Consider the following 12,795-nt stretch of genomic DNA (forward strand, 5'->3'; position numbering starts at 1 on the left):
TAGGAGGTCAAACGATGACGAATGAACAGAAAATGAAAATAGCGGCCATGCGTGACGACGGATACAGCTACGTTGATATTGCGAATGAAATCGGAGTATCGGAAGGAACGGTGAAGTCGTACTGCCGCCGTAATGGACTGATGAGAAAGCGAACCAATGCGGAGAAGCAGGATATCCGTCACTGCCTGTTCTGCGGAAAAGAGGTCATACAGAATCCCGGACGCAAGGAGAAGAAGTTCTGCTCGGACACCTGCCGGAGCAAATACTGGAACAAACATCTCGCCGAGGTGAACCGCAAATCCATGCGGACGTATGAATGCGCCTACTGCCATAAGCCATTCAAGGCATATGAGAGCGCCGGTCGGAAATACTGCTGCCACGAGTGCTACATCGAGGATCGGTTCGGAGGTGAGTACCGTTGACGGAGGAAGAAATGAAAAGGGAAAAGCTCTACGAAGTCACGATGAGCCACGCCAGAAAGATGCTCTCGGAAGGTCTTATCACCGAGGAGCAGTATGGCATATTTGATACAAAAATGCAGGAGAAATACCAGCCTGTTTTCGGCACATTATTCTCCGACATTCGCTTGACTTACAGGGGCTAAAGAGTGATGTATGGTAGCTGAAAGGAGGGCTGAAACATGCCAAAAATCAAGAAAATTGAGGCGTCGGAGCAGGCCGTCAGACCGAGGAAAAAGGTCGCAGCTTACGCTCGCGTCTCTAAAGCGACAGATCAGCTCATGCATTCCCTTTCGGCTCAGATAAGCTACTACAGCAATCTCATTCAGAGCAATCCGGAATGGGAATACGCAGGCGTTTACGCGGACGCCGGAATCACGGGCACGAGCGTCGACGCAAGAAAGGAATTCCAGAGAATGGTCGCTGACTGCGACGCTGGGAAAATCGACATTGTGCTGACCAAGAGCATCAGCCGGTTTGCCCGGAATACCGTCGACCTTCTGGATACGGTTCGGCATCTGAAAGAAATCGGCGTTGAGGTGCGCTTCGAACGCGAGAACATCAATACCATGTCGGGCGACAGAGAGCTGATGCTTACAATCCTCGCGTCATTCGCCGAAGCTGAAAGCAGCAGCCTGTCGCGGAACATCAAGTGGGTGATCAAGAAGAAATACGAGAACGGCATCGTTCATACGCACCAGAACATGCTCGGCTACCGCTGGAGGGGTGACGACCTCATCATCAAAGAGGATGAAGCAGAAGTTGTCCGCCGGATCTACAGCGACTACATTGACGGCAAGACGGTCGGCTGCATTCAGAGGGAGCTTGCAGCAGAAGGTTTCATCGGACTTCGCGGCAAGCCAGTCTCTACTCCCGGAATCATACGGGTGCTGACAAATGAGGAATACACCGGTTCCATGCTTTTCCACAAGCAGTATACCTACGCGCCGAAGAAGGAAAAATACAATCACGGCGAAAAGGCAATGTACCGGATTGAAAATCATCACGAGCCGATTATCTCATCTGAGACATTCGAGCTGGTGCAGAAGCTCAGAGCGGAGCGGAAGAAAAAAAACACACAGCGCAGCGAGGAATGCGCCTGCTTCTTGGGAAAGGTCGTCTGCGGCGAGTGCGGATACAGGATGGCACCGCACACAGCTTACAACAGGGGCAACCGAAGAAAGCGGTATACATTCGTCTGCAACAACCGTCACGCCAACGGCAAGGATGCCTGCGACAATCCGTGGTACGCCAAGAGCAAACTGGACGCTGCCTGCGCAGAAGTACTCGGGCAGGAGAATTACGAAGACAAGTTTACGGCTGAAATAAAGGAACTCCGGATTTACAAGGATCATCTTGAATTCGAGTTTAAGGACGGGAGGAAGATTAAATGGCAAAAGTAAAGAAAATCCCGGCTACCATCAGCCGGGTGACGGCGGAGCCGCTTGGCTCTGTGAAGAAGCGCCGGGTCGCTGGCTATGCCCGAGTTTCAACGGACAACGAGGAACAGCAGACGAGTTACGAGGCGCAGATGGATTACTACAGCAAGTACATCGCCTCGCGTGACGACTGGGAGTTCGTGAAGATGTACTCGGACGAAGGCATCTCAGCAACGTCCACCAAGCACCGCGCCGGATTCAACGCCATGATTGACGATGCGCTGGCCGGAAAGATTGACCTCATCATCACGAAGAGCATCTCAAGATTTGCCCGGAATACGGTCGATTCACTTACGGCAATCCGAAAACTGAAGGAAAACGGCACGGAGGTTTTCTTCGAAAAGGAGAACATCTGGACCTTTGACGCCCGCGGCGAATTGCTTATCACCATCATGTCGAGCCTCGCGCAGGAAGAATCCCGGAGCATTTCCGAGAACACCACCTGGGGCAGACGCAAGGCGTTTGCGGACGGCAACTACAGCCTGCCTTGGAAAAGCTTCTACGGCTACGACAAGGGCGAGGACGGAAAGCCGGTCATCAATCCGGAGCAGGCGGAGGTCATAAGGCTCATCTACAAGCTCTTCCTTGAGGGCTATTCCGCTCAGGCCATTGCGAATACCCTGTACGACAAAGGCGTCAAAAGCCCGATGGGCAAGGACATGTGGAACACCTACAACATCATGTACATCCTGCAAAATGAGAAAATGTGCGGGAATGCCCTTCTTCAAAAGAAATACACCGAGTCGTTCCTGACGAAAAAGCAGATTAAAAATAACGGCGAGATTCCGCAGTATCTGGTTGAAGATGACCACGATGGAATAATCGACAAGCGGACATGGGAGCTGGTGCAGGCCGAGGTGCAGCGCCGCAAGGGCAAGCACTACAGCGGCGTGAGCATTTTCTCCTCGAAGATTATCTGCGGAGAATGCGGCGGGTACTACGGCTCAAAGGTGTGGCACAGCACGGACAAGTACCGCCGGGTCATCTGGCGCTGCAACCACAAGTACAAAGGAAAGAAGTGCGAAACGCCGCATCTGACCGAGGACGAGATTAAAGAGCTGTTCGTCAAGGCGCTGGGTGAACTGCTTTCCGACAAGGACGAGGTCATCGAAAACCTGACGATTTTGCGGGAAGCGGTGTCCGATACTTCGGAGCTTGAGACGCAGCTGACGGAAGCTGAAACGGAGATGGCACTGCTTGCCGAAATGGTGCAGGAGGCGGTTTCCGAGAACGCGCACAAGGCGCAGGACCAGAATGCCTACGCCGAGAAGTACAACGGCCTCGTCAGCCGCTACGATGAGCAGAAGAAACTGCATGACGAGCTGTCAGACCGAATAGCCGCCGTCAAGGCAAACGACAAGCAGATGGAGGAATTTATCCAAGAGCTGCAGAACCTTGACGGCGTGGTCTCCGAATTTGACGAGAACCTCTGGAGCAGCCTGGTCGATCACGTCACCGTGATGAAAGACAAGAAGGTCATCTTTACCTTCAAAGGCGGGACGGAGATTACTGTCTGAAAACTGAACGGGATGAATTAAGCCGGGGAAAAATGAAACCCCGGCTCATTTTATGCCCGAAAAAGACCGAAATTACAGCACTCGTAAACGATGAAACCACAATCACACGATGAAACTTTTTTTGACCTCGAAAGTTTCATCGTTACATTGTATCAAAACTGACAGTCTTATGAACGAAAAGTACATGGGCGATGCCCTGCTTCAAAAGACTTATACGGTCGACTTTCTTACCAAGAAGCGAATCAAGAATAACGGCACGGTTCCGCAATACTACGTGGAAGCCGACCATGAAGCCATCATCCCGAAGGACATCTTCATGCAGGTGCAGGAAGAACTGGTCCGCCGCCGTGTGGTGTATGTCAGCCCTTCCGGCAGAAAAAGGAATTTCTCCTGCAGCCACCCATTCGCGCAGATGGTCTACTGTGGGGAATGTGGAGAGCTTTACCGCCGGATTCACTGGTACAACCGGGGTAAAAAATCCATTGTCTGGCGGTGCATCAGCCGGTTGGAGTCCACTTCGGCAAAAGAGCCCTGCCGCAACCGCACGGTGAATGAAACCGTATTGCAGAATGTTTCCGTGAAAGCAATCAATCGGGTCCTTGAAGATAAAGACCACTTCACAAACGCCCTGCAGCAGAATATCGCCGCTGCCGTACGGCAAACAGATACCCTTTCGCCAGAGGGGATTCAGAAACGGCTGGAAGAACTGCAAATAGAGCTCATCAAAAAAGCAAACAATCAGGACGATTACAAGGCCATCACAGATGAGATTTTTCGGCTCCGCGCACAGAAACAGCAATCCGAATCTGAAAACACGCTGCAGGATGAAACCTTAAGCCGCATCCGCGAGTTGCAGAAATTCATCGCCGCTCAGCCGACCGAACTCACTGAATTTGACGAGACTCTGGTCAAGCGGCTGATTCAGAAAATCACCGTCTACGCGGACAAGTTTACGGTGGAATTCAAGTCCGGTGTAACTGTTGACATTAATGCGTAAAGAGCAGGCTGCCCTGCGGGAATTTTCTCCTGCATGGTGCCTGCTCTCTTTTGATATGATCTTTTGTCCCATTTGTCGTTAAAAACCAATGACTAGAACAAGCCAAAAAAACACGTAAGAGGATTTTTATGACAAGCCTTTATTCTTTATTCTCTGAATAAGGATCAATACGAGTAAGGCACTCTGCAAAAGCCAGCGTAGAATGCTTTGACGAATTATCAAGACAAATGTGCCAACTCATGAAGAAAAGTTTGCTGCTTTTTCATTTCTCCATACCATCCGCATCTTGATACTATTACTCTATCAGAAGCTTTCTTACACAGGTAGGGCGGATTAAATCAGATGTTCCTTAGAATCTCAGTTCCAAAGCTTGATAAAATACTTTATTTTTGCTAAAATATATATAAGTAAATTTACATATATATAAAGGTGAACTGAAATGAGCTTTGGCAAATACTTTAAAGAATTAAGAAAATCAAAAGACAAGACTCAGGAGGAATTGGCGGATGCCATTGGTAAAACTAAAATGCTTATCAGCGGAGTCGAGACTGGCCGCAATGCATCTTTCTCAGATGAGGATATAGATAAAATCGTCCCGGCATTAGCCCTGACAGAGGATGAAGGGCTTAAACTGCGTATCGAGGCAGCAAAGGCACGCGACACACTTCCTTCGGATATTGTGAAGTATTTATTTAAACATGAAGATTTACTGATGATGATTGGAAATATGGCTGACCGGCAGATACATGACGGTTCTTTGGATAGAATTATTAAGTATGTGGAGGAAATTCTTAATGTTAAAAACGATTGATTTATTTGCCGGTGCAGGTGGACTCAGCCTGGGCTTTGAAATGACTGGCAGGTTCGATATAGTTGCCGCGGCCGAAAACAACCCGAATGCCAGGGCAACCTATTTGGCTAATCATAGGAGTGATAACCTGCAGATCATAAAAGATGTCCGTGGTTACGATTTTAAGGGGCTTGCAGAACGGATAGGAGGAGTTGATGTGGTCATCGGAGGCCCTCCATGTCAGGGATTTTCCAATGCAAACCGTCAGAAAAATCATATAATCAGCCAGAACAATTCTCTTGTAAAGGAGTATTTCCGTGCTATTCGTGAGCTCGAACCTGAAGCATTCGTTATGGAAAATGTCAGTATGCTTTCATCAGAAACACATCGGTTTTACGACTCCCGAAAAGACTATGAAGAGGTAGCGGCGCTTGATATTCCTATGCGTGAAGACAAACTTGTAATCGCTAACGAAAATTACGACGGACTCGACTGCTTTGAGATATTAAATGCCGAGGACAATACATACTACAGGATTGATGATGAGATCCTGCAGCTTTTGAATGTGCTTTTTAAGGATCGAAATAACAAAGGGCGCCTGGCAAAGTTTATAAAAAAGAATGGCAGGCACTTGTCTTCAATCATAGACAGATACCTGGAAAACGGTGGAGATGATTTTGAAATACTTGGGACCATATCAGCCGATCTCAGCGACAATGAACGCATCAGTGGGCACATGAATGAGCTTGGCTCATTTATAAGGTTCCAGAAAAGCTTCCGTCTGATGGATGAATTGAATGAAAACGAGATCAACTATACCCTGCATCAGGATCAGAAGTCTGGGAAGATTATAGCGAAAGTAAAATCATATGCCGTCATTGATTACGTCAAAAAAATCCTTGGCAGCCTTTATGTGACAGAATCAGGTGTTGTGAATTCTCTTTGGTTTGGAGTCCCTCAGGAGAGAAAAAGGTTTATCATGATGGGAATCAAATCTGATGGATCTGAAAAAACTATTCATTTCCCAGTGGCTGAGGATTATAGCAATGTCCGGCATGTGACTGTCGGAGAAGCAATTTCTGACCTTGAGGCTTATGATACTGCAGACGGACTTGAAGATCTGAAAATGATCCCTTATGAAGATGATGAACTTACTGATTACGAAAAGATGATGCGTGAAGGATCTGAAGGAGTCAGTAATCACCTGGGGCCGAAAACCCGGGAGCTTGCAAAGGAGAGGTTCGCAGCACTTAATGTGGGCGAAAATTTCCATAAGTTGAAGTCTGAACTAAAAGTAAACTATACCGATCCCAAAAGAACGCAGAACAGTATTTATCAGAGACTTGACCCTGACAAGCCTAGTGGGACAGTGACCAATGTAAGAAAATCTATGTGGATCCATCCTTCCCTCAACAGGGCGATAAGCGTGAGAGAGGCAGCCAGGCTTCAGTCTTTTCCCGACAGGTTCATCTTTAAAGGTACAAAGGATTCCCAATATCAACAGGTTGGAAATGCGGTTCCACCTCTTATGGCAAAAGGCATAGCCGAATGCCTTTTGAAAAATCTTGATAAATAATCTGCGCCGTCTGCAAAATATGCAGGCGGCATTTTTATGTATTTTTCAATTCTGACCCAGGAATAAAAAATATGTTAAGAATACTATCAATATTTTTAAAATATTTAGAGAACAGCTTTACAAATATTTCTGAGAGTGATATTCTAAAACTATAGAGGCGCAAAACGAAGATATTTTAAGAATGTTGAAAATATATCATCTAGGAGGTGCGAAAATGACATCAGAGGAAACGAAAAGAGAGAAGTTTGTGAGACTTGCAGAGAACAGGACAAACAGGATCCTTTCTACACTCGATCTGCTGGGCAACTGTAGCAATACAGGAGCTTACGAGTACACGCAGAAGGATGTGGACAAAATCTTCAATGCTATTCAGGCACAGATGAATGATACTAAGAAGAGATTTACTCAAAAGGGGTCTGGGAGCAGCGAGAAGTTTACGTTGGAATAAAGGAAGGCGGTCAGCATGGGCGGATGGAACACAAAATACAGATGGGATTTTCCTTTGGCTGGAAGCGGCGATGACGTCGGCTTTAATGAAACAGGAATTGGAATGTTTAAAAGCCAACCCTATCCAAGCCTGGCAAAGGAAATCATTCAGAATGTCCTGGATGCGCGGGGAAACTATATACCAGAAGATCAGCCGGTAGAGGTGAAGTTCACTTTAATGGAGATTGACAAGAATGATATCCCTGGAGCTGATCAGCTTGCGGAAACCATAGATGCATGCTGTGATTACTATAAGACGGGTGATAATCATGAAAAAATGCTCCAGGTGAAAGGTTATTCTGATGAACATTTAAAGAAGTCTGGAAAGATTCCTGTACTTAAGATAAGCGATTACAATACTACGGGCCTTGTGGGAGTAGATGATCCAAATAACCAGGAGAAATGCTGGTATGGACTTGTAAAGTCATCTAGTTCCACAAATAAGTCAGACGGTTCCAGCGGATCTCAGGGAGTTGGAAAATTTGCGGCATATACCTTTACAAGATTGAGAACTGTCCTTTATTCTACCAAAACCGAGGATGGGCATAATGGATTTCAGGGGAAAACAATCCTTATTACATTCCGTGATGCTGACGGGAATAAACGGGTTAATAGAGCACGGTTTGGGGAGCCAAAGCGTGAAGATGTTCTCCCAATAACAGATGGCCAAGACATTCCAGCAGTTTTTCAAAGGACGGAGATCGGTACAGATATTTATATAGTTGGATTTGAGAAGGATAATGACTGGCTCCAGCAGATGGCAATGAGTGTAATGGAATATTTCTTTTATGCCATTTATAAAGGAACGCTTGAAGTGGAGTTGGAGGACGGCTCAAATAAGATCCATATTGGGAAAGACAACATTGGAGAACAAATATCAGAATACGATGAGTATTATAAAAACAGTGAATATGTAGATGATGAAAATTTTCAATACACAGCACCGCTTTATTGGAAAGCAGTCACGGATAACTCCGAAAATCATTGCCATATTACTGATACTTTTTCTTATCGGAGTAAGAGTATGAGTAAGAGTATGGGAGACTATGAACTTTACCTGTTGATGGGGCCAGATGTAAAGGACAGGCGTATTCTGGAAATGCGTAAAGCCGGCATGAAAATCAGGGAGGACACTAAATTCAGAATACAGCCATCATTCTTAGGTGTATTTATTGCTACTGGTAATGGTGCTGCTTCTCTTAAGCCGGAAGACAATATCTCGAGTTTCCTTAGAAAATGCGAAAATCCATCACATGATGCCTGGTCACCCTCAAATTATTCAGAAGAGAAAGCTAAAGCTAAGTCAATAATCAGTAGTATCCATAAGCTGATATTGGATTTCGTTAAATCAAAAATGCCTCAGAGTGACGAAAATGAAATAAAGGCATATGGTGTCAATGACCTCCTTGTAAGCCAGGGAGAAGGCTCTTCTGAGGAAGATAAAGAAGATGCATTTATGACAGCTTCACCTGAGCCGATAGAACTGTTTACTTCCAAATCGAATGTACAGAAGTCAAGAGATCTGAGCCGCCCTTCAAATGGAAGGGGAAAGAAAACAAGGAAAAAGAAAGTGCGGAAGGAAAGACAAGACGAGCATCGAAATAATCGAAATAATAAGAGTGGTCATAAAAAGAAATCGATATCTTCAATTACACTTCGGTCTATAAAGACACCATTTAATGAAGAAAAGGGAGTTTTCAAGATTATATTTGTATCTGATAAAGATGTCTCAAATCTTCGCCTGTCACTTAATGTAATCGGAGATGACGGCAGTAGTGAAACAGCAGATGTTACTGATGCTGAGATGAATAACAGTGTTCTGGACATTAAGGAAGATTGCGTAGTTGTTCCTTCTGTTAAAGCTGGAGATAAAAATATTGTTGAAATAAGACTTCGTGGGAACAGACGGGAAAGGCTGGAGGTGAGTGCATATGGTGAACTGTAATACAGATTACCCGTTTCCTGTACTTAAGCCTGAGCCGGTAGATTATAAACTATCTACTTTTGATGCGGTCATTTCCGTTACGCCTGACAAGGACAGATATGTGTTCCACACAAATATCGATATTAAAAATAATGATGTCAATGCATTGGTAGAGGACGGAACAGCACAGCTTGGGATAAACATACAGTGTGAGTCAACCTGGCTGAGAAAAATACAACCCGTTCAAGTAGGTGAGGATAAATTTTCTTTAAGCACTGCGGAGGTACATAACAGAGTATATTTCTGCCCAGTCATTACAGCAGATAAAAAGATAGATGATTTCAGGTCTTCAGATTTCACTGAGGAGTACGATGGCCTGAAAATTGTCATTCACCCTGGCGACCCGCTTGCTATTGGTGAGGCAAAGTATTTTGATGCAGATTATGCGGATGATATTTTAAAAAAAGGTGATCCTATAATAAGTGTAGCGACGGAACCTGGACAGAAGGACATGACTTTTTCTTTTGAAAACCAATCTATTATGGTTTATGTTCCGGAAAAAACAAAAAATGCTTATTTAAATATGCAGGTTACTAAAGAAAAATATTCTGTTTTAAGCATGCTTGTTTATCTGCCTGCAGTTACTGAGAGCATTCGTCTTTTGGATGAAGATGAGGATACGTATATCTCCTATGCGTGGGCAAAAACAATTAAACAGTCTGTTTTTCAGATTGCCGGTGGCGATCAGGAAGAATATGAACGGCTTCTGAAGTCTCCTTTTCAGACTGCTCAAAAATTAACGGGTGGAATGGATAAGGCAATATTGGATTTGGAATCCTGGTCAGTTACGGTCGTCTGAGGGGGAAAAGTTGTTATGCAGTTAAATATTTTAAAGAAAAATGCTCTTGAACAGCTGAAATCTGATATCTCTCAGAATATGAAAAAATATGCCGACGAGAAAGTATGGATTGATAAGTATTTTTCGGATAAATCTGAGTTGAATTATTATAGATCAACCGGTCTGGCAGTTCCCGATGTTGAATTGAAACCAGGAGGACCAGAAACAGACGCTGAAAATGCCGCAACGCTATATGATGCATTAAAAGATACTCTTAACCCCAGACTGGCGGCTGACCTAAGGCTTTGGGCATATCTTACACATAAAGACTTTTATACTTATATGGTTAAGAGATGGCCAATTGAGATTCCAGACCAGACAGATGAAACCAAGGAGAGCGCTTCCAGTGCAGGAAAGCAGTATAGCCGGATAAATACCAGATACTTTTTTGGAGCATCCAATGGGAAAGCCTTTGTCAGACAGGGAATAGCAAGACTGTATTGGAGTGCAGTGCTTACTTATGATGCGGATAATTCAGACCCTTACGAAATGACTAGATACTTTCTGAGTAAGCAGGATTGCTTTGTGGCAGCAACAGAACGTACCTTGGCAAGAAATAAAACTTTTCTTCTGGCGGCACTCAGGGTTCTAAAAGAATATGGAGACATAAGTAGAGCTGATACCAGAGCATATTTTGCAGAAGTAAATAGGGCTTGTGGTATAGAAGTGCTGGATGCCCTATCATCATATAATGCCTATGATCTGTGCAAGAGATGCCTTGACTATGTTATGTCTCTTCCTGCCATAAAGGCCGGATCAAAAATAAAAGTAAAGATGATTGATTCTGGCCAGAATATTCCTATGACTGTTGACGAACATGGTACTTATCTTGGAAAGTCGCTTCTTAGGACGTCTCCCAAAAGCATCATAGGTCTAAAGCCTGGCAGCCGCTTTTCTTACAGGAAGAGCAGAGTAAAGGTGGTCTCAGTCGATAATGGATGATTTAACTCCCGAACAACGCCGTAAAAATATGCAGCATATTCGATCCAAGGATACAGGCATAGAGGTAAAGTTGCGGAAAGCATTATGGCATAAGGGATATCGCTACAGGAAGAATTATAAGGAACTTCCCGGAAAGCCGGATATAGTCCTGATGAAATATAAAATTGCCATCTTCTGCGACAGCGAATTTTTTCATGGAAAAGACTGGCCGGAACTCGAGAAGAGAATTCTTCGGGGCAGTAACAGCGAATACTGGTATGGCAAAATCACTCGGAACATGGAACGGGATTCTGAAGTAAACCGCACTCTTTATGGGAAAGGGTGGACAGTGCTCCGGTTCTGGGGAAAGGACATAGAGAAACATCTGGATGAATGTATAAAAGTAGTAAATGAAGCGGTCTTTGATCAGATGCTACTTATAGATGCATAATTTTTCTTGGAAGAATATTATGGCTTATAGACGATGTTATTACGTTTTGCTGTTAAGGAGAGTTTATGTCAAATATCCGCTCATTTACAGAATACCTTTTACAATCAGCTGTTTGAGGCAGCAGAAGACTATGTGGCTGCTCACACAGATGAGCTGGATACCAAGAACCGCCAGGTGGACAGAGCTGATGTACCGGAGATGATAACATAAAGGCCGAGTATGTCTGGTGTCACAATCTGCCGGAAATGCAGATAAGCTCTGATATCATTGTAAGATCGAGTGCCTTGTGTCCATGAGCAGGATTACCATTATAACCTTAGACACTGCTCCAGCCCATATTTAGATCCGCTTAAACTCGCCAAAATTTCTATTTATCTATTTATATTGTTCTTTTGACTGTGTAAAGTAAACATGAAAGGATAAGGAAGAAAGAAAATCCCTGTTTGGTTTTGTACCATGCCTTGAACTGTTTGTTAAAGCATTCGATCAGGTTGTTGGTGATGTCGTCGCGGAAGCTCTGGACGCGGATATGCCTGACTCCCAGTACTGCTTTTACAGGAACTTTGTAGGCGCTGTAGCGGTCGGTGACAATAGCTGCTGGTTTGCCGAGATGTTTAACGGAATTCAGTAAGGAAAAAGCCTGAGGGCTGTCTCTGTGCCTGGAAAGATGGAAACCGAGGACAAAGCGGGTTTCACTGTCAACAATAAGCCAGAGGTAGTACTTGATACCATGAATTTTCACAACTGTTTCGTCCGCGTGCCACTCGTCGGAGTTGAAATTTAACGTTGGCATCAGTTCAAGTGCGATGTTTTGAAACAAAGGCGCGAATTTTGTGCACCAGTTGCTGATGGTAGTGTGAGAAACCTGAATATTCATAACGGCTCGCAGAATCAGAGCAATATTACGGAAAGAATTCTTACCCAAATAAAACATTGACAATGCCGTCAGGATGACATGCACAGGATAGCGCATCCGCTTGAAATCGGTTTTCCCGGACAGCTTCGACATGGAAGGTGCCGTAACGGCAGCCGGCTTTGGGACAAAAATGGAATGGCCGCATTTCTTGTCGCAGCATTGGTAGTTTGAGTAATATTTGTGGTCATGATGAAGAAACATGGCTTTCCCGCAGACAGGGCAAGTCGGATAAGGACGCACGCGCGGCTTACCGGGTTTGTCAGCACGGGCATCCGGTGCAAATTGATGCCCGCATACACGGTAAAGATATTTCTGGTTTCCGTATTTATCTTTGCCATAACGATAAAAGTTTTGATGGTTGTTGCATTTCGGACAGCAAATCTGGTATGATTTTGCCATGAGGACTCGTCTCCTTTCGGGAG

Annotated in this window: 12 protein-coding genes and 1 pseudogene; 12 read left to right on the forward strand and 1 reads right to left on the reverse strand. The window is 44.8% G+C overall.

Annotation, left to right across the window (positions count from 1 at the left end):
- The first annotated feature begins 14 nt into the window (after window positions 1–14).
- The 12 genes from ACIHKT_RS09340 (at window position 15) to ACIHKT_RS09395 (ending at window position 11,457) form a co-directional block, all read left to right on the forward strand.
- Window positions 15–422: a helix-turn-helix domain-containing protein gene (locus tag ACIHKT_RS09340; protein WP_086035059.1), complete on the forward strand. Its 408-nt coding sequence runs from the start codon at window positions 15–17 to the stop codon at window positions 420–422.
- On the forward strand, window positions 419–604 hold the full coding sequence (locus ACIHKT_RS09345) for an SHOCT domain-containing protein (protein ID WP_086035060.1): 186 nt from the start codon (window positions 419–421) through the stop codon (window positions 602–604). Before ACIHKT_RS09340 ends, ACIHKT_RS09345 begins: the two co-directional genes overlap by 4 nt.
- A gap of 36 nt (window positions 605–640) precedes the next feature.
- Window positions 641–1,861, forward strand: a complete 1,221-nt coding sequence (locus tag ACIHKT_RS09350; protein WP_404352397.1) for a recombinase family protein — start codon at window positions 641–643, stop codon at window positions 1,859–1,861.
- A complete protein-coding gene (locus ACIHKT_RS09355) occupies window positions 1,849–3,414 on the forward strand; it encodes a recombinase family protein (protein WP_086035062.1) in 1,566 nt (521 codons plus the stop codon). The genes ACIHKT_RS09350 and ACIHKT_RS09355 overlap by 13 nt, the downstream gene beginning before the upstream one ends.
- 169 nt (window positions 3,415–3,583) lie before the next feature.
- Window positions 3,584–4,411 (forward strand): recombinase zinc beta ribbon domain-containing protein, encoded by an 828-nt coding sequence (locus ACIHKT_RS09360; RefSeq protein WP_404352400.1) that lies wholly within the window; start codon window positions 3,584–3,586, stop codon window positions 4,409–4,411.
- A 439-nt stretch (window positions 4,412–4,850) separates the two neighbouring features.
- Window positions 4,851–5,222 (forward strand): helix-turn-helix domain-containing protein, encoded by a 372-nt coding sequence (locus ACIHKT_RS09365; RefSeq protein ID WP_404352402.1) that lies wholly within the window; start codon window positions 4,851–4,853, stop codon window positions 5,220–5,222.
- The gene (locus ACIHKT_RS09370) at window positions 5,206–6,777 is read left to right on the forward strand and encodes a DNA cytosine methyltransferase (protein ID WP_404352404.1); all 1,572 of its coding nucleotides are present in this window, start codon (window positions 5,206–5,208) and stop codon (window positions 6,775–6,777) included. The genes ACIHKT_RS09365 and ACIHKT_RS09370 overlap by 17 nt, the downstream gene beginning before the upstream one ends.
- Window positions 6,778–6,991: 214 nt before the next feature.
- Window positions 6,992–7,225, forward strand: coding sequence for a hypothetical protein (locus ACIHKT_RS09375; RefSeq protein WP_404352406.1), 234 nt, complete (start codon window positions 6,992–6,994; stop codon window positions 7,223–7,225).
- A 15-nt stretch (window positions 7,226–7,240) separates the two neighbouring features.
- A complete protein-coding gene (locus ACIHKT_RS09380) occupies window positions 7,241–9,208 on the forward strand; it encodes a hypothetical protein (protein ID WP_404352408.1) in 1,968 nt (655 codons plus the stop codon).
- Window positions 9,195–10,046 (forward strand): hypothetical protein, encoded by an 852-nt coding sequence (locus ACIHKT_RS09385; RefSeq protein WP_404352410.1) that lies wholly within the window; start codon window positions 9,195–9,197, stop codon window positions 10,044–10,046. Before ACIHKT_RS09380 ends, ACIHKT_RS09385 begins: the two co-directional genes overlap by 14 nt.
- A gap of 15 nt (window positions 10,047–10,061) precedes the next feature.
- Entirely contained in the window at window positions 10,062–11,027 is a 966-nt protein-coding gene (locus ACIHKT_RS09390) for a DUF6339 family protein (protein ID WP_404352412.1), read from the forward strand.
- Window positions 11,020–11,457, forward strand: a complete 438-nt coding sequence (locus ACIHKT_RS09395) for a very short patch repair endonuclease (protein WP_404352414.1) — start codon at window positions 11,020–11,022, stop codon at window positions 11,455–11,457. Before ACIHKT_RS09390 ends, ACIHKT_RS09395 begins: the two co-directional genes overlap by 8 nt.
- A gap of 400 nt (window positions 11,458–11,857) precedes the next feature.
- On the opposite strand, the pseudogene ACIHKT_RS09400 reads toward ACIHKT_RS09395, so the two are convergent.
- Window positions 11,858–12,772: pseudogene (locus ACIHKT_RS09400) on the reverse strand (IS6 family transposase); the annotation flags it as partial.
- Between the last annotated feature and the right edge of the window lie 23 nt (window positions 12,773–12,795).

The organism is Caproicibacterium sp. XB2 (assembly GCF_044880635.1).
Lineage (GTDB): Bacteria > Bacillota > Clostridia > Oscillospirales > Acutalibacteraceae > Caproicibacterium > Caproicibacterium lactatifermentans.

Coding starts and splice junctions, on each gene's coding strand:
- ACIHKT_RS09375 (WP_404352406.1), top strand. CDS start 6,992: ATGACATCAGAGGAAACGAAAAGAGAGAAGTTTGTGAGACTTGCAGAG.
- ACIHKT_RS09385 (WP_404352410.1), top strand. CDS start 9,195: ATGGTGAACTGTAATACAGATTACCCGTTTCCTGTACTTAAGCCTGAG.
- ACIHKT_RS09360 (WP_404352400.1), top strand. CDS start 3,584: ATGAACGAAAAGTACATGGGCGATGCCCTGCTTCAAAAGACTTATACG.
- ACIHKT_RS09340 (WP_086035059.1), top strand. CDS start 15: ATGACGAATGAACAGAAAATGAAAATAGCGGCCATGCGTGACGACGGA.
- ACIHKT_RS09395 (WP_404352414.1), top strand. CDS start 11,020: ATGGATGATTTAACTCCCGAACAACGCCGTAAAAATATGCAGCATATT.
- ACIHKT_RS09380 (WP_404352408.1), top strand. CDS start 7,241: ATGGGCGGATGGAACACAAAATACAGATGGGATTTTCCTTTGGCTGGA.
- ACIHKT_RS09370 (WP_404352404.1), top strand. CDS start 5,206: ATGTTAAAAACGATTGATTTATTTGCCGGTGCAGGTGGACTCAGCCTG.
- ACIHKT_RS09355 (WP_086035062.1), top strand. CDS start 1,849: ATGGCAAAAGTAAAGAAAATCCCGGCTACCATCAGCCGGGTGACGGCG.
- ACIHKT_RS09365 (WP_404352402.1), top strand. CDS start 4,851: ATGAGCTTTGGCAAATACTTTAAAGAATTAAGAAAATCAAAAGACAAG.
- ACIHKT_RS09390 (WP_404352412.1), top strand. CDS start 10,062: ATGCAGTTAAATATTTTAAAGAAAAATGCTCTTGAACAGCTGAAATCT.
- ACIHKT_RS09350 (WP_404352397.1), top strand. CDS start 641: ATGCCAAAAATCAAGAAAATTGAGGCGTCGGAGCAGGCCGTCAGACCG.